The following is a 22,813-nucleotide window of genomic DNA, read 5'->3' as shown; positions in this document are numbered from 1 at the left end:
AGGATGGAAATGACCAAAAGATTATTATTTCTGGATGATATAAGATATCCCATTGAGGCGTATCATTATACCAGACAGGGTATTTTCCTCAGAAAAGACTGGCATATTGTTCGGAATTACGAGCAGTTTGTCAACAGGATTCTGGAAAAAGGACTTCCGGAAATGATATCTTTTGATCATGATCTGGCGGATGAACATTACCTGGAACCGGACACCAATACATTTGCTGAAAAAACCGGATATGACTGCGCCAAATGGCTGGTAGAATATTGTATGGATCATTATTTAGATCTGCCCAAATTCTACTGTCATTCCATGAATCCCGTAGGAAAGGAAAATATTCTAAGCCTTTTAGAAAATTTTAAACAATTGTAATCAATATTTTCAGAGCAGCGCAAAAAGATTGCGTCATTACTTTTTTACTTTGCACCATCATCATATCAAAGATGATAGAAAAGAAGAAGCTGAAGATGATTGATCTTAAAAACTATACAAAAATGTTATGGATATTTTTAGATTCATTCAGGATATAAAAACGCATTTGAAACTCAGTTTTGATGAAGTAGACAGATGGTTTGATAAAGATAAGAGAACACTGGACCACAAGCCTTCAAACGGAGGCTGGACCGTTCAGCAGATTCTGGAACATATTTATCTTACGAACTTTTATTTGCTCATTCTCATTGAAAAAGGTTCAAAAAAAGCAATGCGGAATCATCTTGAGCTTGATCTGGATTCCGAAATAAAAAACTACAGTTTCGATCATGAAAAATTTGAGAAAGTAGGGAAACATGGTGCCTTCGAATGGATAAGACCGGAACATATGGAGCCGAAAGGAGTGTTAAACCTGAATGAAATCAGAAATTTAATGGCCCAGCAGTATCACCAGTGTTCAGATTATTTAAACCTCATGAAAAACGGCGAAGGTCTCCTTTGTAAAACAACAATGACGGTGAATGACCTGGGAAAAATCAATGTGTATGAATACATTTATTTCCTTTCACTTCACTCGCAGCGACACCTTACTCAAATGAAGAATAATGAGTCAGAAACGATTAAAAATTTAAAAAAATGATTTTCAAAACATATAACACGATAGAAAACGCTTACCAGGCCCGTATGATCGAACAGATCAGACTTCAGGGTTTTGGGGGTGAGGTTTTCATTGTGCAGGAAAAGGTTCACGGGGCTAATTTCTCTTTCTTTACCGACGGAAAGGAAATTAAAATCGGTAAGAGAACCGCTTTCATTGAAAAAGATGAGAAATTCTACAATGCACACCATATTTTAGAACGTTACAGAAAAAATGTAATGGATTTGTTCCAAAAAGTAAAAAACATTCATCCGGAATTGGAAACCGTAGTGATTTATGGGGAACTATTCGGAGGTGGCTACAAACATAAAGAAGTAGCACCCGTAAAAGATGCTATCAAAGTACAAAAAGGCATTGAATACGCACCTCATAACGAATTTTATGGATTCGATATTAAGCTGAACGGAACTACTTATCTGGATACCGATAGGGTGAATCAAATTTTTGAGGAAACCGGATTTTTCTATGCTAAAATATTATTTCAGGGCACTTTGGAAGAAGCTTTGAAGTTTCCGAACGTTTTTGATACTAAAATTCCGGGATGGCTTGGCCTGCCTGAAATTGAAAACAATATCTGCGAAGGAACCATTGTCAAAACTTTGAAAACCAGATATTTTGGAAACGGTTCAAGAGTCATTCTGAAAAATAAGAACGAAAAGTGGACTGAAAAATCCAAAATGGTTAAAAAAGACAGACCCATGAAGGAACAGGTGCATTTCAGTGAAACAGCTCAGAATATTTGGGAAGAAATCCAGAAATATGCGACAGCGAACAGATTGAATAATGTAGTAAGCAAAACAGGCGAATTTGAACCCAGGATGATGGGCAGAATTATAGGTCTTTTTGCACAGGATATTCTGGAAGATTTCGGAAAAGATTTTCCTGAGGCTTTTGGCAGCATAGAAAAAGAAGAGCAGAAAAGGATCAATAAAAAGTTGAATACTTTGGTAATTGATTGTATAAAAGAAGAGTTTATGACTCTTAAAGTTTAAGTTTCGGTATATTTTACCGGAACTTTTTTATGTTTAAAAACGAAGAAAAATGATACAGGCAGAAATAAAAAGTCTTTTAAGAGAAGACATCAGCATATTAATAAAAATCACCAATTCAGGAAAGCATTATTTGTGCGATTGCGGTGAAGCCAGCCAGCTGATAGTAAAAGAAATACAGTCACTTTCGGCGGTGTTCATCAGCCATACGCATATTGACCACTTTTCAAATTTTGACGGAATTTTCAGACATCAGATCGGAAGCAGAGAAAAAGTGGTCATCTGCGGACCGAAAAATATCCACCATCAGATTGAATCCCGGTTGAAATCTTACACATGGAACCTGATCGATGAAAAAGCCATTGAATATGAAATCAGGGAAATTGTTTCTCCTGAAGAGATTAATGTATATGTGATCCGTCCTCCGCATTGGAATCTGGAATTCGTGAAGACTCAGAACTTTCTTTTTGAAGATGATCAGGTGAATGTAAACTTTGCAATTCTTGATCATAAAACAGATTCCATCGCTTATCTGTTCAGCGAGAAAGATTCAGTAACCTTTCATGAAGAGGCTTCCGGTTTCAGAAAAGGAAAATGGATCAGCGAACTGAAAACAGCTTTTGAAAATAATGATGAAGATAAAGAAATTGAGATTGAAGGAACGGTGTACAAAGCATCTGATCTGTTTTATTTACTGACGAAAAACCACGGTTACAGGCTTGGGGTAATCATGGATCATGCAGCAGATAAAGAAAATTATGAAAAAATAAAAGCAGTATTCAGCGAGGCAGACCTCGTTTATATTGAGAGTTTTTATAAAGATTCGGATCAGGAGTTGGCGAAGCTTAATTATCACAGTTTTGCTTCTGCGTCAGGACAGATTATGAAAGACTGTCGGGTGAAAGATGCCGTTCCTATTCACTTTTCAAGAAGATATGCGGAAAACGATGTCAGTGAAATTGAAACTGCTTTTTATAAAGCATTTCGCGAAAATTAATTAAAAATTAAAACTACAAAGCATCTTTAAACACAAATAGCACGAATAATTTTCACAAATAAACACAATCATCTGTGAAAATCTGCGCAATCCGTGGTTAAGAAAACGGTCTTTTTTTTAAACAAGTACCACCAAGTATTTACACAAATCAACAGAACATCTGTGTATTCTGTGTAATCCGTGGGAAAAACGTAGTAAAAATTAAACAAAAAAATTATTAAAAAAATGAAACCTAATATATTTTTTACAGCTGACCATCATTTCGGTCATGCCAATATTATAAAATTCTCAGAGCGGCCTTTTGAGTCCCTAGACCATATGAATGAAGAACTGATTAAAAGATGGAATGAAAAGATCGGTATCGGCGATACAGTCTACCATCTTGGCGATATCAGTCTGGGAAAACCTGATTTCACCAAAGAAATCCTGGACAGGCTGAATGGCAATATCCATCTGATCAAAGGAAACCATGAGGGTGCTGCGCTTACCTATCCCAAACGATTTGATTCGATAAGGGATTACCACGAATTAAAAATTGATGAGTCTGAAAATGCCAATGGCAAGCAGAAAATTATTCTCCTGCATTACGCCATGCGCAGCTGGAACGGCTCACACCGCGGGGTATGGCAGCTTTACGGCCATTCACACGGAACATTGCCGGATGATGAAATGGCACTAAGCTTTGATGTAGGCGTAGACTGCCACGATTTTTATCCGATTTCCTACGAAGAAGTTAAAGAAATTATGAAGCGCAAAAAATGGACGCCGCCGTTTGGAGCAAGAGAGAACAAAGAATTATAAGTAATGAGAATGAGTGATAAGTGATGAGTGATGAGTGATGAGTGGCGGTCAGTGACACAAAAAACTGCCATCATCATGAATACATTTTACTTTTTACATGAATACATTATACTTTTTTACATTTTACAAAAAAACTATGAACACAAACGAAATACTAATCATCGATCTGGAAGCGACCTGTTGGGAAAATGACAGGATTCCCATTGGCCAGAACGTTGATATTATAGAAATAGGGATCTGCAGGCTCAATTTAAAGTCAAAAACCATTTCCCAAAAACAAAGCATCTACGTAATCCCTGAAAGATCAGAGATCAACGATTTCTGTACAAAACTTACCGGAATCACTCCGGAGCTGATTGAAGAAAAAGGAATCTATTTCGAAGAAGCCTGCGAAAAAATTATAGAAGAATACAATCCCGGAACACTTACCTGGGCGGGTTTTGGAAACTTCGATAAAGAGCAGATCTTCGAGCAGTGCGACTGGCTGGGAATAGAAAACCCTTTTGACGGAAATTATCTGAATATCATGGAAGAGTTCAGAGGCCATTTCAGACTTCACAAAATGATTGGACTGAGAAGAGCTCTGGATCATCTGAATATGAATTTTGAAGGAAACCACCACAGCGGATCAGACGATGCTTACAATGCTGCCAAAATTTTAAGGAAGATTTTGGAGTAATCCCTAAGAGGAAAGTTTGAAGCCGGAAGAGAGAAGTGAATAAAGTATACCTTAAACTTTCTTCCTCCAGTTCCCATCTTCCTTCTTTTAAAACATTAAATTTTAAACAAATGAAAACAACAGAAAATATATTAATTATAGACCTGGAAGCCACTTGCTGGAACGACAGACCGCCGAGAGGCCAGGAAAGCGAGATCATAGAAATTGGAGTATGCATTATGAATGCTGCTACAGGCAAGGTCTCAAAGAATGAAGGGATTTTGGTAAAACCCCAGTACTCGAAGGTAAGCCCTTTCTGTACAGAACTCACGTCCATCACGCAAAGCATGCTGGATAATGAAGGCATTATGCTGGAAGATGCGCTGGATATCCTCCGTGCAGAATATGACTCCGAAGACCTTACCTGGGCAAGCTACGGAAACTATGACCTGAATATGCTGCAGGATCAGGCCAGAAGATTCAATGTGGATTATCCGTTAAGTGATGACCATATCAATGTGAAAACATTATTCGGCCAGCTCCATCCAACCGTGAGAAAAAGTGTGGGTATGAGCAGAGCTTTGGGCGAGCTGAATCTCAAACTCGAAGGTACCCACCACAGAGGTGTGGACGATGCGAAGAATATCGCGAAAATCCTTCACTGGTGCTTAAATAAAGCTTAAAAGTAGGCCAATAAATTTTACGATGTAAACAACGACTCCCTTCCCAAAAAGGGAGTTTTTTATTTCTACTCATCCCCAAAACAAAGAATGTATCCGGAGTAGAATTATCCTAACAAAATCTTACGTAAAGAATTGCTGAAAATCTCTGATTTTCTTGCGCCTTAAAAAACTCCAGCATCATAAGCTTTGCGCCTTCGCGATACACCAACAAACCATTGATATCCCAACGCGAAACCTATAAGGTTTGAAGCAAGCACAGGAAATTTTCCACAAAACTATTTTTCATACAAAAGAATTTCAAAAAGCAGCATCCCATAAAATAAAGAATTATGGCTCTTTTTTCAGAAACAATATAAAAATTCTTTTTAACTTTTATTCAGAAATGCCTGCGAAACTGCTCCAGAAAGCATAATTTTTTGTTAAAAAACTCACTTTAAAGGGATAATTTAATTTCTGACACTCATTTTTTTGTTATTTTAGTCGCTCAAGATTGGAATTATGCTTATTGAAGATGAATTGAAGAGGATTTATTTAAATTATAAAATCAAAGAAATAATTCCTTTTCTTAAAAAGCTGACCCCAAAAGAGAAGAAAGAAACTGCAGTCATTTTAAAGAAATTTTTAAATAAAGACTGGGGTCATAATCACGTCTCTATGCTTGCCCTTCTGGCATCCAGCCCTACTCAGGATCAATATGAAAAACAGGCTCCCGGCTATTATGCATTACCAGTCAGTTTTGTTGATGAGCTGTTCGAATCCTATGTCCCGGAATGGATTGGAAATTCCTATCCTTTTTTAAGGAATATAGACTATCTCAAAGTCATAGAGTGGGAGAAGAAAGGCTATCTTACATTAAGGGATGAAGTCTGTGCCCATCTGCTTTCAGAATCCATATTTTCAACGCATACAACGGAAGAAATCCTTTTTACTTATCCGGAAACACTGGAAGCTCACATCTGGCTTTTGTTTCAATATAATTCCGAAATTACGGCTAATCCTAACAGCGAAAAAAACTGGAAATCTATTGTAAATCATCTGGTTGGCGAAAATAAGTTGGAACGTTTACGGGTCTTGCAGTCATGCTTGAATGCCATCAGTTTAAATTTCTCGAAAGACCATAATATTTGGTTTCTGGAACTTTTTTCTGATCTGAAACCAGCACATTCTGAAATTTTAGGACTTCAGGATCAGCTGTTTTCTATTTTCCATGCTACTCAACATTCTCTTTTTGTTCCGGTATTGAAAATTTTAAGTCCGATACTTACGGAAAAAGATTTTAAGAATGATGATTTTCTCAATGCAATTGCGCCTTTAGCCAGTATTCAGGTGAAAACTGTACTGAATGCCCTGATGCAGTCTCTTGAGAAAATAGCAAAGAATAATAAAAAATACGGGGAAACAATAAGCTTATTCCTGATGCCGGTTTTCCTGAATAAAGATGCCGCGATCCAGATAAAAGCGGCAAAGATCATTGCAAAATATGCTGATCCTGATTCTGAACATATCAAAAACGAAATACAGTCTTATGCGGGATCACTTCTTTCAGATGCTGTGTTATTGCTTGACAAATTCCTGCTAAGCGAAAAAAATCAGAAGGAAGATAAAACAGATGAACATCCGGAATCTACCGTCTGGCATGTCTCTCAACCCGTTTCTCCCATTGAAACCGTGGAAGAATTGATGTTTTTTGCTCCACAGGTTTTCAGTCACAATAACCCCAATGATTTTGATCTTTTTATTGATGTCCTGATGAGACTGAATCCGGAGATTAATCCCGGACATATAACACAGCTGGATCCGGCTTTTAAAGCGGCTCTTAAAATTAAAGGAGGATCAGGAATGCATCATCTGTATGCCTCATTTTTTGTGGCCTATGGTCTGATGAAAAGAGAAAAGCCATCTCCGGTACTCATTGAAGCGAAAAAAGAATTTCCGGACCTTGAAAACTGGGTTGGAAAACGCACTCCACTCATTTTTAAAGCCTATCAGCAATTGCTTCTGGGAATTTCTGAGCTTTTAAAAAAAGGGAAAAAGCTCCCGTTGCTTTCACTGCCGGACAAGACACCGTGCTGGATTGATCCGCATGTACTTGTTGACCGGTTAAAAATATACCAGACTAACGAAGAGTTTCCCGTTCCTTTCGATCTCGAAAGAGCAATACTCAGAGTAAAAAACCATCAGCTGGAAGAATTAAAGGAATACGCCCGGAAAGAACTTAGTAAAGATTATTATAAACTGCTTGAACCTCTTTTCGATCCTGAATATTTTACTGGCAGATATGAAAAATCTTATCTTGAAGGGAATTTTGACAGAAAAACCGGAACCCGCAAGATCTATAAAGGATATGTGGCAGAAGAAATTCCTGAACTTACAGTGACCATTGAAAATAAAGCTGTTCCGGATGACGGTTCTCTTCTGGAACATTTATTCAACTCATACCATGGAGTTTATGATCTGGATCTGATCCGGATTTTACATACAGCTCCCCATTTTTCGGGATCTGTTTTTGCTAAAAAATACAACGAAACACTGTCCAATTCAGTGTATCAATATGACAGCCGGACCAATACGGAATTTTTAGATGCGTGGATGCAGCTGGATCTTCCCTGGCAGCAAATGCATTATTTATTCCTTTCCGCCGGTATGTTCAGTAAAGATAAAACCTTCTCTGGTACGGCTTTTGAAGCGCTTATTGGCAAGATAATTTCGGATGATTTTGACACCGCAGCATTAGGATTAATGATCGGTGAAAAGATCAACTTCGGACTTGTCCCCGTTAAAAGACTGACAGATGGACTTACGGCCTTTACAGGCTTGAATCCCAGTCATAACCGGGCTTTTGAAAAACTATTAATATCCATTCTCACAACAGTAAATCAACCTGTTTTTAATCTTAAAAAACTTCTGGAGATTTATGATGAACTGCTGCATCTTAATCAGGCCAAAACTGATTCTGCTGTTGCCGTAAAGCTAAAAGAATGGCAAAACGAAAATAACCTGAAAAAAATTATTATCAAATTAAAAACAAATGAAAGAAAGACTTTATGAGATCCTTAATGAGGAAAAAGCACATGAGATTATACCCTTTCTGAAGCAGCTCAGCCCGGAAGAAAGGAAAGCCCTGATCCCTACCATAAAAAAGCTGGACAGGGAGATCAGTAAGATTGTAATGACGAAAAACTCCTACCATACTGCCGGTTCTGCAGACCAGCATTCAATCATTGATATTGCATCATTTGTCTGCATGGATCAGAAGCATTACGGGAAAAATTACTGGAGTTTTTTCAGAGACAAAGAACAGACCGGAAAGATCCTGGAATGGGGATGTCCGCCCTGGTTTTCAGACTTTATCAACGATTCTATAGAAGCGGAATTTACGGCATTTAATTATCAGGATATTCTGGGATGGGCAGAAAAAGGCTATGTACAGCCCAGACCGGAGCTGCTCGGATATCACTTAAGCCTTCAGCCGTATGATCTGGAAAAAAATCCCGATACGCTTGAAACCCACTTCTGGTATCTGTGTGAATTTCCATCGAAGTCACTTCCTTTTACAAGAGAGTGGTTTCCGACGGTTCAGAAGCTGATCACAGAAAATAAAATTGAAAGAAAAAGATTTCTCAAAGAATGCCTTCTTGCGGCTAACAGGAATTTTAATAAAAATGTGACCGGATGGTTCATGGATGCATTCAATGCATTAAAGCCTTCTGATGAGGAACTGATCATGCTTCAGGACGAACTGATGGCAGGGCTGGCTTCTGTACAGTCGAAGGCGGTGAATACTGTTCTGGCTCATTTGAAAAAAGTAGTCACTGATCCGGCATTCAGAACCGGAGAGTTTTCTCATTTTCTTCCGAATCTGTTAAGTTCCGAAGTGAAAACGGTAGTGGCAGCCAGCCTTACGGTTACAGAAAGAATTTTTCAGAAAAGAAAAACAGATACTTTGAATCTGGGCCTGGCATTAAGTGCAGCATTTGTAAGCAAAGATGAAAGCATTCAGACCAAAGCAGCGAAAATCATTCTGAAATATATTCCCGTTTCCGAAGAAATAAAGGAAGCCCTGTCTCATTATGCGGATAATATATTGGCTAATGTAAGACCGGGATTGGTTCAGTACATAGAAAGCAGACAGCTGGAACTGGATGGTGTAGAGCCGGAAAAACTGGAACTGATCAGCGAAGAAAGCAGGGTTCAGAAGCCTGAGAGCTTTGAAGACCTGATGTTTTTTCTTCCCCAGGCCATAGAAAATCCGGGAACTTATTATTATGATCTGGCCCTGGATGGATTTATACGTTTTGGAAATGAAACGGATGAAGAATCTGTAAAACTTTTTGAACCTGTATTTCAAAAAGCCTGTAAAACCATTGCAAAATGGGAGGTTCATCATTTTAATGTCCTGTTGTGCAATCTGATCATCAATTACGGACTTTTATTATTGGAAAAATTTCCGGTTCAGCTTAAGAATCTGGAAAAAATATATAAAAGAACCAGCGAAGATGAGGCTACAAGAGAAGTATATTCCAGTTATTATAAGAAACTGGGCCCTCTAAAAGATACCTATGCGGGAGGTTTGGCTATGGAACCTTTCAAGCGAATTGCAGTCCATGTTTTTGATAAAATCATATCGGGAGATGCAACCCCGCTGCTGTCTACAATAACCCATGAACCGTGCTGGATAAGCCCGGAAGCATTTGTAGAAAGACTGGAAATTTATCAGAACACGAATACAGAACCTGAAGATCTGGATATACAGCTTGCATTGCAGCGTTGTTCACTGGAAAAAACTTCTGATGCCTTAGCATTGGCGGGAAAAAAATTAAAAGGAGAATATAAAGATCTGCTTCTTTTCTTTTTCAGTAAAAATAAGGCTCCGAAAGGGAAATTTGAACATCCTTCATGGTGGATGACGGCTGGAATTACATGCTCGCCCGGAAAAGTTTTTGATGAATTTAAAGACTTCGGCTATGATGGCATTCCTGAAGAGTTTCTTTCCGGAGTTTATACCTGGAAAACCATCGACAGCAAAAAGAATTCTTACTATCCCGTTGAGCTCAATATCAGTGTTCCGAAATACCACCTGAAAAAAAGAGAACATTCGCTTTTCCTGGAATATTTTGTTGCAGAGCAGAAACATTTTCCTGAGGTCGCTTCTTTTATCTGGAGCTTTCCCAATACCCCTGGAAATATTTTTGCGAAGATCATTAAATATTGCCTGTACTATTCAGGGCTTGCCGAGGTTTACGAAAGAAATCTTGTACTGAGCACTGCACAGGCACTGCATCAGATGAAAAAACCGCTGGATGCAATGGGATCTCTGTTTTTAGGAACTATTTTTCTGGACGGTGACAAAGTGATCCGCGGAACAGCAGCTGAAATCTGGCTGGAACATGTTTCCCATAAAGTAATGGACAATGCAGCGCTGGGGCAGGTAATCGGGCTCCACGAAAAGCTGGAATGGGCTCCTATAAAACGATTTACGGATATTGTACAGCATCAGATGCTCAATGTAAGCAAAGACCATAATCAGGCTTTGGAAGATCTGCTGACCCATATTCTTCTGCAGATGGAAACTCCGGTGACCAATCTGAAAAAAATATTGGATATTTACCACGAGGTTTTGGCCTTAAACCAATCAGAGGCTGATAAAAACTTAAAAGAAAAACTGAATACCTGGAAAGAAAACTCCAGTCTGAAAAAAATCTGCAATCTTCTTCTAAAAAAATAGATTATGGAAGATACGCTTATTTACAATTATCGGAGACCATCGTCTTTGATAAGAAAAGAGGCATCTGAAGCATTGTTTCTGTCCAAGTACAGCGAAATTCAGAAGAATACGGATGCTCCCTGCTTTTTCTGGGGAGATGTCTGTCAGCCGTTTATACTTGCGAGATGTCTGATCACGCTTTCCAATATTGTGAAATCCAGCTTTAACCTGTCTCCTTTTCAGATGGCACTGCTTAAAGATCCCATTGTGACTGCCGGAAACAGCAGACTGCGCTTTGAAGGATTTTCGCATTGTGCAGGCGTGTACGCAAGGGTAGATGTAATCCCTGAGGGCGTTCACGGGGAGTTTATGGAAAACGGAACCACCAATGTGGATTTTAACCAGGCTATGATCACGGCGCTGGGAAGCATCCGTCCCAATGAGAGAATCATGCTTTCTGTGGGCGAAAAAGAAGTCGGGCTTTACAAAGAAGACCATAAAGTAGTGGAACGCAAGGTTCCGCTGCCAGTAAAATGGATCAAAGGACTGAGTACGGTTCAGATTTACCTGTCTCAATCTCAAAAGCTTCATTCTTTCAATAAAATTCAGACCCAGCAGCTCTTCAGGGGAATCCCGAAAGGCGCTGTAAAATCAGACTATTATTTGATTATCAGAGGAAATAAGCCTATGTTCTCACCTGTAAAATCGGCGGATGCTGTCTGCATCGGCGGACTTCACAGGCTGCGTCTTCTGGAACCACTTCTTCCTTATATTGACCAGATGAATGTATTTCCGCACTCGGATATGCAGTCTACCACATGGCAGCTGTATATGGGAAATATAAGGTTCAGTTTTTCATTGTCAAGAGAAACCTGGAGAGGGTTTTCCGGTGAAGGAGCCGTGCTGGACAGCCTGATTGAGGATATTTCCGATGAATGGATTGATGCACTGGATAAATATGCCTATGCCAATCAGTTTTTTAATCCGTCAGCATTTGCTTTAGAGGAAAATATCAGTCTAAAGACAACAGACAATCTCACAGGAAGGCTCACCGCGATGGGTCTTTTGGGCTATGATCTGGAGGAGAAAGGATTTTTCTACCGCAGGCTGCCCTTTAAACTTGAACGTATCATCGGTTTAAATCCACGGATGAAGAATGCTGAGAAGCTTATTGAAGAAGGGAAAGTTGAGATTTTAAATAAAAACACCGCCAGAACCGAAGCCAGGGTAGAAGGAACGGGCGTACATCACACCGTAATCATCGATCATGATAAAGAACGCTGTACCTGCGAATGGTTCAGTAAATATCAGGGTGAAAGAGGACCATGCAAACACGTTCTCGCTGTAAAGAAATTAGTGCAGATCTAAATATAAAAGGCAGTTTTTAAATGTAAACTGCTTTTTTATTGCTGTTTTATCCACTCTTCGTAGGAAACCACACCCAGTTCCGGTTTTCCTTCCCCTTCGAGGATGGAAATAAATTCAAGCTGATTGCCGTCCGGATCATTAAAATAAATGGCCAGTGCGGGCATCCATGCAAAAACCATAGGCTGGTCAAGGCCGTCTTTCAGAAAATTATAGGGTTTCAGGTCTTTATTTTTCAGAAAATCTACGGAATAATTCAAAATATCTTCTGTGCTGCTTGAAAAGGCAAAATGTCTTGGCTGAAGGTTTTCTTTCTGCTCCCAAAGTCCAAGCATACATTCTTTCCCTTCCCCAATCCATAAAAATACAATAGGGCGGTTTTCATCTCTATGAGCCAGCCTCAAACCCAATACTTCCGTATAAAATCTGACCGAATTTTCCAAATGACTCACCTGAATATGGGTTTCATACAATCCCTTGATCATAATCTGAATTTTAATGTACGCAAAGCTAGACAATGCATTTGGAGAACGGTAAAATTCGTGATTTCTTTGGTGGAAATGAGTGATAGACAAAAAGTATGTGAGGACTAGGGATTAGGGAGTAGGGTTGAGGGATTAGGGATTAAGAAGATCCTATTAATTTTCAATAGGGGTGGGCTTCAGCCCACCTTCAAAAAATAAATTCCATGCATTGGCTTTAGCCAAATTCTAAATTTAAACACAAATGCCACAAATGTTTTCACGAATAACACAATCATCTGTGCGTATCCGTGAGATCTGATGGAATTTACAAAACAATTTACATCAACCTTCAAAACAAACTCCATGCATCCGGCTTTAGCTAAATTCTAAATTAAACACAAATACCACAAATGTTTTCACGAATAACACAATCATCTGTGTACATCTGCGGAATCTGTGGGAAATTAAAAAACATTCTAAGAAATAATAATCTTCCTGAATTTAAAAAAAATTAAAAAAATTAAAAAAATATTTGCTACGCAAAAACACTGCGCAATCCTGTTTTTACTTTGCATCAGAAATCAGAGAGGAATGATCCTCCAAAATGTTTAACAAAAAAAACAGTAACTCATGAAATTTAATTTTTTAAAGAAAGAGAAAAATACCGTATTGAACTACGAAGGTGCAAAAGCATTTAAGATGACACCTGCCGAAGAATTATATAGTGCTGTTGTTACAACAGGATTATCCAATACTTCTTATGAAAAGGGCAATGACAGATTGGAAAGAATTCAGTCTCTGATCAAAAAAAACGATCCGGAATTTGTAGCTAAACTGGCGGTGTATGCAAGAAAAGATATGTATCTGCGTTCTATTCCGCTGGTGCTGACTGCAGAACTGGCAAAACAGGCCTCGGGTACTGATCTGGTGAGCAGAACAGTGGATGGTGTTGTTCAGAGAGCAGATGAAATCATGGAACTTCTCGCATATTACCAGATGACTAATGAAAGAACGGAAATGAAGAAACTGAACAGACTTTCAAAGCAGATCCAGAAAGGTCTGGCGAAGTCCTTCAATAAATTTGATGAATATCAGTTTGCAAAATACAACAGAAAAGCTGAGGTGACCCTGAAAGATGCCCTGTTTCTGGTACATCCTAAGGCGAAAGATGAAAATCAGCAGGCCGTTTTTAATAAAATTGTGGGTGATACTTTGGAAACTCCTTATACATGGGAAGTGGAACTTTCTGTTTTAGGTCAGACAAAATTTGCAGATGATGCAGAAAAGAAACTGGCTTTCAAAAATAAATGGGAAGAATTGATCTTCAGCAATAAGCTGGGTTATATGGCGACCATGAGGAACCTTAGAAATATTCTGGAAGCAGGAGTGTCTTCTGATGCGATGTCTAAAATCTGCAGCTATTTATCCAATGAAAAAGCGGTAATGAATTCAAAACAGCTTCCATTCAGATTTTTGGCAGCGTATAGAGAATTGAAAGCTATGAAGTCACCTTACTTGTCTTCTGTATTGGAAGCTCTTGAAGATGCCGTTTTGGTGAGCGCGAAGAACATTAAAGGTTTTGGTTTTGATACTTCAGTTGTGATTGCAGCAGACGTTTCAGGCTCTATGCAGAAACCTGTTTCTCCGAAAAGTAAAGTCTTGCTTTACGATATCGGTTTGCTTATGTCTATGATTTTACAGTCACAATGTAAAAATGTGATCACCGGCATGTTCGGTGACAGCTGGAAGAGAGTTCCGATGCCTAAAAATGGTATTTTGAGAAACGTTAATGAGTTTTACAAGCGTGAAGGAGAAGTAGGTTATTCTACCAACGGTTATCTGGTGATTGAAGATCTGATCAAAAAGAGAGAGAAAACAGATAAAGTCATGTTGTTTACCGACACACAATTGTGGAACAGTAAAGGAAACGGACATTCTTTTGAAGATTCCTGGAACCGTTATAAGCAAATAGCTCCGGATGCAAAATTATATATTTTCGATCTGGCGGGTTACGGAAATCAACCTCTGGATATCAAAAAAAATGATGTTTACCTGGTTGCAGGCTGGTCAGATAAAGTTTTCGATGTATTGAATGCTTTGGAAGACAAAAAATCTGCGGTTCAGATGATTAAAAAAGTGGTGCTGTAAAAGGCACTACTTTTAATAATAAACGATGATTGATTAATGATGACTGATGAATGGCTTTCATGACAAAACAAGCGAATAGTTTAAATAAAGCTCAAACTAAAATTCTCAGAGTATGAAACTTACTAATGTAATAGAAATTTGTCCAATAAAATATTCAAAAGAAGGATATGGATTACCAGATAATTCTGATATTCCAGATTCTGAAATTTGGTATAAGGAATGGCAAAAATCTGTTTTTAGTCTGAATTCTAATTTTAATCCAATAGATAAAGATTCTTATCTTTTTGATATAGAGGTGATTGATGATAATAATTTAGAAATTATTCTTCAGGGATTTCAATTTGATGAATTTGAAAATATTGGGTCTTTTGATGGTGGAATTGCTCTGATTGAAAATAACAAAGCATTGGTGTTACCAACCTGTTGTGGAGATATTGGAAATATTAAAGAATGGAAAAAAATTCTTGAAAATAAAACCGAAGAATGGGATGAGCTATGGATTGGTCATCCATGGATTTTTTATAAAAAAGTGAATGGGAAGGTTCAGTTGTCAGATTATTCAGATGAAAGTCTAAAAGATTTAATAAATATACAGCCAGTTCTTGAAATTGATGAATTAGAATTGAAAATTGAACTGGAGAAAGCAGAAAAACAGCTCATTAATTTCAAAAACAGAATATCAAAAATTCTGGAAAAGATGGAGGTAAAAAAATTTGATAAGATCTCAGAAATGTTGACCGGACTATATAAAACGACCTAGGAAATGGAGGCGTGAAGAAAATAAACTATGCGAACGTTAAAAAAATTCTACTGTTTGAGCGCGAGACTAAATTTGAACTCATACAGCAATATATAATTCGCGCGAGTTTTAGAATTTTTAGAGAGTATAGATTATTTTTAGCCGGAGTTTCCAAGTCTTGAATTTTTGGTTCTTTTGCTTCAAGGCAAAACGAACAAATATCCTGATTTCGAGATTGCTTCGTCACTCCGTTCCTCGCAATGACAAAAAAATATAAAAAACACATTCACATAAAAATAAAATTCACTGCGTAAAAAGAATGCGCACTATAGAAATAACTTTGCATTGTTATTAATCCGGTGCCGTAAGGAAAGAACTTCTTCGACTTTCACTTGAAACAGAGTCTTTCCGCTGGATCGCCCGGTAAAACAAACCAATGCCGTACACGAAGAGTTTCATCGTCAAACTTCCAATTTGAATACATTCAAAAACTCTTATGGCCAGTTGCTTGGTTTTTAATTATAATTATGGAAAATATCTTTTACAGAATCGAAAAGGATCTTGAAGGAGGGAGAAAGAAAAAAGCCTGTAACAGACTTAGAAATCTTATCAATCAGTTTCCGGATGATTTGTCTTTAAGGAAAAAACTGGGACAAATCTATTTTGAAGCAGGTTTTCTGGATGAAGCTGGTAAATTCTGGATTTTATCCGAGCCGGATGACAAAGAAATGGAAAATGCAGTTGAGATTTATAAACGCTCATTAAGCTATTCTGGAAATGCTATTTTAAAAGATATTGTCTTCAGAGGAGATAAAAATATCCTGAGTGATTGTGCGCAGCGTGCTTTAAAAGATCTTGAAAATGACAGCTTAAAAAAGACCAATCACATTCCTGAATATAAACGGAAATACAAACAGGAATCAAAAGATGATCATCAATTGAGCTTCTTAAATAAAATTGGAATCGCCTTATTAATAGGAATAATAATTCTGATACCGATTCTAGGAATTGTTAAGCTTTTTGAACTGATCAAATTATTATTAAATTAAAAAGATCTTTTGATCTGAATATAAAAAATAATAACCATGAAAATGTATAAACCATGTCTTAAAGAAGCAGTGTATTGAGGTTAATTCCCAATACACATGAAAAAATATAAGACATTAAGACAAGCTTTTGGAATCAATGAATACAAACTCATTGACTTTCCAAAGAAAATTTCCGGGATACAGATTTCAAGACTATTGTATGGAAATGAAATGGGGTGTTCATATTGCTTTCCACACGGTTTCGAAACGGTGAATTCCCATGACGAAAAATACCAGCGGAACTGGAAGAAATACAGAAAAACCCGCTGGAAAAAATAAAGCAGGTGCCGTAAAACAGAATTGCTTCGGTGGGTGGCAGCAATACAGGTTCGAATCCTGTTCTGGAAACAGATGGTGTAAGGGGATCACTCTGTCCTGAGTTTCTGTTTGACCAAATGCCCTGCTTAAAAAATAATCAAGTGTCGTTTCAGGATCATACTTCGGGATTTAGAAACATTGGGTCGCAGGTTCGAATCCTGCCTTTTCCCTCGAAAAGGAGAGGTAGCTCAGCAGGTAGAGCAAATGCACGGAAGATCCTTTCATTATTACCTTGATTTAAAAAAATATAAAAACATAACATAATCAGCATTTAAACCGCTTAAAAAAATTAAAATCATCAGGTGTCGTTTTAGGATCATACTTCGATTGTTAAACGTTTAGGCCGCAGGTTCGATCCCTGTCTTCCCTGTTGTAAACGGGATTGTAGCTCAGCAGGTAGAGCAAAACGCAGGAAAACATCCTTTCATTATTGCCCTGATTTTAAAAAAAGTAATATTATAAAAACTTCAATTTAAAATGAATTTTTAAAGTAAAAAGTCAAGTGTCGTCTCAGAATCATACTTCGATGCGGGTCATCAGGCTGCAGGTTCGAATCCTGCCTTCCCCGTTGTAAACGGGGTTGTAGCTCAATAAGGAAGAGCAGATGAAAATGAAAGATTCCGGATTTTTTACCTTGATTTTAATAAAGAGTGCCGTAGAAAAGGCTTACTTCGAATGAAAAATTAGACGTCAAAATCTAAGAAAAGTGTAATATCCCCGAATAACAGTAAGGAAAAAGGTACACGTCTGTCTTTTCGCCTTTAGCCTCTTTTTAATTTAGAAAACAGCAGATAAGTGTCGTAGAGAAGGGTTCCTTCGTATTAACGGTCCTAAGGTAGCGTAATTCGGGCGACCGAACCAGCGAAGCCGGATTGAAACCCGGCCGGGCAAAAGTTTTCTCCGGAAAACGGAAGTCTCACGCAGATGTAGAATTGCCGGTTCACTGCCCGTTATGGGTAAGAACGACGCTCTGAAAAGAGCAGACTCTTTTCGCCTGTTTCCTTATCTGTTTAAAAAATATAAACAAGTGCCGTAGAAAAGTGTTACTTCGCTCATCACGACGGGGTCACGGGTTCGAGTCCCGTCTCTTCCACAAAAAACACAGTCTGACATAGGAAGGGTAGCTCAGTTGGTTAGAGCACGCTTATACACTTTCAGCTGTTGCCTTGTTTTAAAAAATAAAAGTGTCGTACAGGAAAAATACATCGTAGCATCTTTTGGGGAGGAATAGCGAAGCCGATCACTCCGGCAAGGTTATCCGGTTCGAATCCGGCAAACGACAGCCCCGGTTTTCCTGGCCCATTACCTTTTTACAATCAAAATGCCGGTGAATTATTCGCCGGCATTTTTTGTTATATTTCTTCAGAAATTAAACTATTTTTGCGCATGCTGCCCTATTTAAGAATAAGAAATACCATAATCCTCCATCTGCTGTTTTTGATACCTGCTGCATATTCAGGACAAACAGATAGATTTGACAGACAAAACGAAAAAACGCAGAAAATAGCCGAACGGTTTATAAAAAAGCATGATATTCCGGGAATGGCTGTTTCTGTATCTTATATGGGAGATCCCATTTTTTCTAAAGGTTTCGGATATGCAGATATTAAAAACAAAATAAATGCTGATCCAGACAAGACAAAGTTTAGGATAGCCAGTATCACAAAAATGATCACCGCCCTTACTTTGTTGAAAATGGCAGAAAATAACTCTTTAAATATAGATAACACACCTCAATATTATCTTGAGAATCTGCCAAAGAAAAAATATGATTTTACCTTAAGGCAGCTTGCAGGGCATCTTTCGGGATTAAAAAGAAATCCAGGCAGGGAAAGATGGGACGAGGCCAATAATTTCTCTGAAAAAGATTTTTATGAGGTTTTCGGAAGTGAAGAGCTTGAATTCAGCCCCGGCTCCGATTTTTTATACAGCAATTACGGTTTCAAGCTGCTTGGTCTGGTCATTGAAAAAAAATGTGGAAAACCTATTGACGAATGCCAGCATGAATACGTTATTCGAAAGCTCAACATGGAGAACACAACAATAGATGAGGGCAAAGAATATCCTGATGCCGCTGTATTTTATCATAAAAACAAAGGAAATAATGAAGTGGCTCCGTACATGGACTGCAAATTTAAATATGCCCAGGGATGCCATTTTTCAACATCGGAAGATCTGCTGAAGCTGGGGAATGCTTTTCTCTATCCGTCCCAGATTTTCAGTTCAAATAATTTCATTAATACGGCAGTAAAATCACAGACCTTATTTTCAGGAGCTAAAACGAGCTATGGAATGGGAGTTATGACCAGTCATGATTTTTACGGTAATTATTTTTTCGGACACAACGGTATGGAAAATGGGGCAAGATCATTGCTTCGGGTATATCCCAAACAGAAACTTACGATTGCCGTACTGGTGAACAGTGAGGAAGCAAGCCTTGAAGAGCTGGTAACAGAAATCATGTATAATTATATAGAATCGCTTAAATAATAAAAAAATGCCGGTGAATTATTCGCCGGCATTTATTACTTGTTCTATTTCTTCTTCGAAAGTTTTTTTCCAGTTCATGATCGTTGTTCTGCTGATCTTATATTTTCTGGACATATAACTTGTGGAAAATCCATGCTTGTTCTGATACTGCAAAAGCTTGAACATGGTTTTCTTGTCATAGGTTTTCAGCTTCTGGTTATTGATCTGGCTTTCCTTCGATTGTTCGAATATTTTTTCGTTAAAATTCAGGATATCCTCCGTGGTATTCAGTTTTCCCAAAAGTTCTTTTATTTTGGGGTCTTTCAGCTTTTCCGGATGTTCCAGCCTCAGCATATCGTAGTATATCTTTTTGTAATTGGGACGCATCTTGAATTCTGTTTATCCGTTAGTATTGTCATTATTCTTCTGAAGCCATCGGTGAAGCGTACTTTTGGGAATAGAATATTCTTTGATCACTTCGCCATACGTCATCTCGCCGGATAAAATCCTTTTCATGATAAAATCTTTGATTTCCTGGGTATAGATATTCTTTCTGAAATAAGGAATTTTTTCAGATTTTTTCTGGTTCTTATTCACAGCAGACGGCGGTGCGTACAGGATAAGATGAGAACTGTAAAGCCTGAAGAAGTCGTATTCCAGCAGTTTGCTCCATCTCAGCAGAAGTTCCACATCTATGGATTTGCTGTTGTAAATATTTTCAATAAACGCTTCATCCTTATTGAGAAAATTACAGATCCTCTCCATGGGTATCTCATTTTCATCAACCATCTCCTTGATAAACTTTCCAATATGAATTTCTTTATATAACATGTATTGCGTACTATTTTTGTTAAATTCATGAACTAAAGAGAATAGATAAGATATTACATTCCGGTAGTGAATGCATAAACCGTCTAAAAATAAAATCAGGCAAAGAAAATCAATCTCAGCGGCAGCAAATGGGAACATTAAGCTCAGTGCCGTATGCAGTATTCGTATGGCCGGCATTCTTTTGCAAGTTTGCCGATAATTTGATTTTCAGGTTATTTTGTCTTAAGAATTTTATATTCCCATATCCCTCCACTGTATCCTTATATAATAGACTTAGTAAGACCTTTTTTCATGCAGCTTTATCCGTAATATTTTTAACTATTGACCTTAGTGCAAACCAATTATTTTTCTTTCTTGATTTATATAATAGACCAAATAATTTGTTTGTTCGGTTTCAAATTTAAATAAAAATTAGAAGCTAATTCTTAAAAATGGATAAAAATACTCTTTAAAAATAAAATTTAATTAAAATTAACATATTAAATACACATATATGTGAATTATTTTAAGTTAGCGAAATTATATTGGAATGAACGTATCAAGAAAAATATCCGGATTGAGGGCTATTCAGTTTGATGCTGTTTTCCAAAAAAAAGACCGTCTTTAAAACGGTCTCTCTATTATTTTGGCATTACACGATAAGTAGGATCTTCCTGAATATTCACTTCTATAAAACCACTGGCATTTTCCAGCAGTTTGATGCAGTCCGGGCTCAGATGTTTAAGAACTACATGCTTGTTCAGGGCTTTATATTTTTCTGTGATTTTATTAAGGGCTTCAATGGCGGACATATCTACCACACGGGATTCCTTGAAATCGATGATGATGGTATCAGGATCATTGGCAATATCAAATTTATCTGCAAACGCTGTTGTGCTTCCAAAGAAAAGCGGTCCGTAAATTTCATATACTTTATTCCCTGACTCATCCACGGATTTCCTGGCCCTGATTCTTTTCGCACTGTCCCAAGAAAATACCAGTGCTGAAATTACAACGCCAATCAAAACAGCTAATGCAAGATTATGAAGCACAACCGTAATAATGGCGACCAAAATCCCTACAAATATATCAGATTTGGGCATTTTTGTGATGATGCGGAATGAAGCCCACTCAAAAGTGCTGATGGCTACCATCATCATAACCCCAACCAAAGCAGCCATTGGGATCTGCTCAATAACAGAACCTCCTGCAAGAATAATGATAAGGATCGTTGAAGCTCCCACCATCGCTGAAATCCTGGTTTTTGCACCGGCCCCGATGTTCACCAGAGTCTGAGCAACCATGGCACAACCGCCCATTCCACCGAAAAATCCGTTGGTGATATTCGCAATTCCCTGAGCTACTGTTTCCTGATCAGATTTTCCTTTGGTGCTGGTAATTTCATCTACCATATTCAGGGTTAATAAAGATTCTATAAGTCCTACACCGGCCATCACCAGTGCGTAGGGGAAAATAATTTTTAATGTGTCTATACTGAAAGGAATTTCAGGAATATGAAAAGAAGGTAAAGAACCGCTTACAGAAGCAATATCTATTACTTTTTTCGTGTCGATATTTAAAAAATAAACCAGGGCAGAAACAATAATAATGGCAACCAATGATGAAGGAACAGCTTTGGTAATCTTTGGAAAAAGTAAGACCATTCCAATCGTAAGAGCTGTTAATCCTGCCATAATCATCAATGCCGAACCTTCCATCCAGGTGCTGATGCCGTCTTTTACAATTTTAAACTGAACAACCTGAGCCATGAAAATAATCACAGCCAGACCGTTCAAAAAGCCATACATAACCGGCTGGGGAATAAGCCTGACAAATTTCCCGAGCTTAAAAGTTCCTACCAGTATCTGAATAATTCCGGCCAATATCACCGCTCCAAAGAGATACTGAACACCGTGAGATGAAGCCAGGGCTATTAAAACAACCACTGTTGCTCCGGCACCTCCGGAAACCATTCCCGGGCGGCCGCCAAAAACAGCAGTCACAATTCCCATTAAAAAAGCAGCATATAAACCGGTGAGGGGAGACAGCCCGGCAAGAATCGCAAATGATAAGGATTCCGGGATCATGGTCATAGCAACCGTTAAACCTGCCAGAATTTCGTTTTTAAAATTTACATTACGCAATGATTGAAAACCAGATAATATGTTTTCCATAAACTATTGATATATTATAAAACACCCGTCACTCAATAAATAAGGTGTAATTATTAAAATTGATTGTATATATAAGGAATAAATATCCAAAAGAAATTCCGGATATGAGAAAATAGTTCACCTTACTACTTAAGGCGGTGTGATTGGCGAAGATGTAACTGTAAATATTTTCATAACAGACCACAAAGGTAGAAAAAATAAAACGAATGTAATTGGGGATAGGGAGATTGAAAGATTTAAAAATTTAAGAATTAAAAGATTTGGAGATTCAAAAAATTAAAAAATCTGTGTCATCTGAGAAATCTGCGGGAAA

General features: G+C 37.9%; 19 protein-coding genes. 15 read left to right on the top strand and 4 right to left on the bottom strand.

Translation table 11 applies throughout. The features are described 5' to 3' along the window. Positions 1 to 9 precede the first annotated feature (9 nt). From JET18_RS21700 to JET18_RS21655, 10 genes are all read left to right on the top strand, one after another. Positions 10 to 375 carry a cyclic-phosphate processing receiver domain-containing protein gene (locus JET18_RS21700; RefSeq protein WP_394369528.1) on the top strand — a complete coding sequence of 122 codons (366 nt, stop codon included), beginning with the start codon at positions 10 to 12 and terminating at the stop codon, positions 373 to 375. A gap of 127 nt (positions 376 to 502) precedes the next feature. Further along, positions 503 to 1,075, top strand: coding sequence for a DinB family protein (locus JET18_RS21695; protein WP_202094713.1), 573 nt, complete (start codon positions 503 to 505; stop codon positions 1,073 to 1,075). Further along, the gene (locus tag JET18_RS21690) at positions 1,072 to 2,085 is read left to right on the top strand and encodes an RNA ligase, Rnl2 family (protein ID WP_202094712.1); all 1,014 of its coding nucleotides are present in this window, start codon (positions 1,072 to 1,074) and stop codon (positions 2,083 to 2,085) included. The genes JET18_RS21695 and JET18_RS21690 overlap by 4 nt, the downstream gene beginning before the upstream one ends. A gap of 49 nt (positions 2,086 to 2,134) precedes the next feature. Then, the gene (locus JET18_RS21685) at positions 2,135 to 3,079 is read left to right on the top strand and encodes an MBL fold metallo-hydrolase (protein ID WP_202094711.1); all 945 of its coding nucleotides are present in this window, start codon (positions 2,135 to 2,137) and stop codon (positions 3,077 to 3,079) included. Positions 3,080 to 3,304: 225 nt separating this feature from the next. Beyond that, on the top strand, positions 3,305 to 3,880 hold the full coding sequence (locus JET18_RS21680; RefSeq protein WP_202094710.1) for a metallophosphoesterase family protein: 576 nt from the start codon (positions 3,305 to 3,307) through the stop codon (positions 3,878 to 3,880). Between the two features lie 136 nt (positions 3,881 to 4,016). After that, positions 4,017 to 4,559 carry a 3'-5' exonuclease gene (locus tag JET18_RS21675; protein WP_202094709.1) on the top strand — a complete coding sequence of 181 codons (543 nt, stop codon included), beginning with the start codon at positions 4,017 to 4,019 and terminating at the stop codon, positions 4,557 to 4,559. Positions 4,560 to 4,669: 110 nt separating this feature from the next. Continuing rightward, positions 4,670 to 5,221, top strand: coding sequence for a 3'-5' exonuclease (locus tag JET18_RS21670; RefSeq protein ID WP_202094708.1), 552 nt, complete (start codon positions 4,670 to 4,672; stop codon positions 5,219 to 5,221). A gap of 498 nt (positions 5,222 to 5,719) precedes the next feature. Then, positions 5,720 to 8,269: a DUF6493 family protein gene (locus tag JET18_RS21665; RefSeq protein WP_202094707.1), complete on the top strand. Its 2,550-nt coding sequence runs from the start codon at positions 5,720 to 5,722 to the stop codon at positions 8,267 to 8,269. Continuing rightward, on the top strand, positions 8,250 to 10,946 hold the full coding sequence (locus tag JET18_RS21660) for a DUF6493 family protein (RefSeq protein ID WP_202094705.1): 2,697 nt from the start codon (positions 8,250 to 8,252) through the stop codon (positions 10,944 to 10,946). The genes JET18_RS21665 and JET18_RS21660 overlap by 20 nt, the downstream gene beginning before the upstream one ends. 3 nt (positions 10,947 to 10,949) lie before the next feature. Continuing rightward, positions 10,950 to 12,293, top strand: a complete 1,344-nt coding sequence (locus JET18_RS21655) for an SWIM zinc finger family protein (protein ID WP_202094703.1) — start codon at positions 10,950 to 10,952, stop codon at positions 12,291 to 12,293. 35 nt (positions 12,294 to 12,328) lie between these two features. Here the strand turns inward: JET18_RS21655 and JET18_RS21650 are convergent, their stop codons facing one another. Continuing rightward, positions 12,329 to 12,775 (bottom strand): VOC family protein, encoded by a 447-nt coding sequence (locus JET18_RS21650; RefSeq protein WP_202094702.1) that lies wholly within the window; start codon positions 12,773 to 12,775, stop codon positions 12,329 to 12,331. A gap of 609 nt (positions 12,776 to 13,384) precedes the next feature. Between JET18_RS21650 and JET18_RS21645 the strand changes: the two genes are divergently transcribed. The 5 genes from JET18_RS21645 to JET18_RS21625 all read left to right on the top strand — a co-directional run bounded on the left by JET18_RS21645 (position 13,385) and on the right by JET18_RS21625 (position 19,537). Next, on the top strand, positions 13,385 to 14,902 hold the full coding sequence (locus JET18_RS21645) for a TROVE domain-containing protein (protein ID WP_202094701.1): 1,518 nt from the start codon (positions 13,385 to 13,387) through the stop codon (positions 14,900 to 14,902). Positions 14,903 to 15,014: 112 nt separating this feature from the next. Next, positions 15,015 to 15,662: a hypothetical protein gene (locus JET18_RS21640; RefSeq protein ID WP_202094700.1), complete on the top strand. Its 648-nt coding sequence runs from the start codon at positions 15,015 to 15,017 to the stop codon at positions 15,660 to 15,662. 506 nt (positions 15,663 to 16,168) lie between these two features. Beyond that, complete coding sequence (locus tag JET18_RS21635; RefSeq protein ID WP_202094699.1) at positions 16,169 to 16,690, top strand: DUF6584 family protein; 522 nt, start codon at positions 16,169 to 16,171, stop codon at positions 16,688 to 16,690. 96 nt (positions 16,691 to 16,786) lie between these two features. After that, a complete protein-coding gene (locus tag JET18_RS21630) occupies positions 16,787 to 17,008 on the top strand; it encodes a phosphate ABC transporter substrate-binding protein (protein WP_202094698.1) in 222 nt (73 codons plus the stop codon). A 1,425-nt stretch (positions 17,009 to 18,433) separates the two neighbouring features. Continuing rightward, positions 18,434 to 19,537, top strand: coding sequence for a serine hydrolase domain-containing protein (locus tag JET18_RS21625; protein ID WP_202094697.1), 1,104 nt, complete (start codon positions 18,434 to 18,436; stop codon positions 19,535 to 19,537). A gap of 18 nt (positions 19,538 to 19,555) precedes the next feature. On the opposite strand, the gene JET18_RS21620 is transcribed toward JET18_RS21625, so the two are convergent. The 3 genes from JET18_RS21620 to JET18_RS21610 all read right to left on the bottom strand — a co-directional run bounded on the left by JET18_RS21620 (position 19,556) and on the right by JET18_RS21610 (position 22,500). Then, positions 19,556 to 19,903 (bottom strand): helix-turn-helix domain-containing protein, encoded by a 348-nt coding sequence (locus tag JET18_RS21620; protein ID WP_202094695.1) that lies wholly within the window; start codon positions 19,901 to 19,903, stop codon positions 19,556 to 19,558. A 12-nt stretch (positions 19,904 to 19,915) separates the two neighbouring features. Then, the gene (locus JET18_RS21615; protein ID WP_202094694.1) at positions 19,916 to 20,347 is read right to left on the bottom strand and encodes a transposase; all 432 of its coding nucleotides are present in this window, start codon (positions 20,345 to 20,347) and stop codon (positions 19,916 to 19,918) included. Between the two features lie 620 nt (positions 20,348 to 20,967). Continuing rightward, positions 20,968 to 22,500, bottom strand: coding sequence for a SulP family inorganic anion transporter (locus tag JET18_RS21610; RefSeq protein WP_202094692.1), 1,533 nt, complete (start codon positions 22,498 to 22,500; stop codon positions 20,968 to 20,970). Between the last annotated feature and the right edge of the window lie 313 nt (positions 22,501 to 22,813).

The organism is Chryseobacterium endalhagicum (assembly GCF_016745235.1).
GTDB lineage: Bacteria > Bacteroidota > Bacteroidia > Flavobacteriales > Weeksellaceae > Chryseobacterium > Chryseobacterium endalhagicum.
This window is presented reverse-complemented; position numbering and strand designations above follow the sequence as displayed.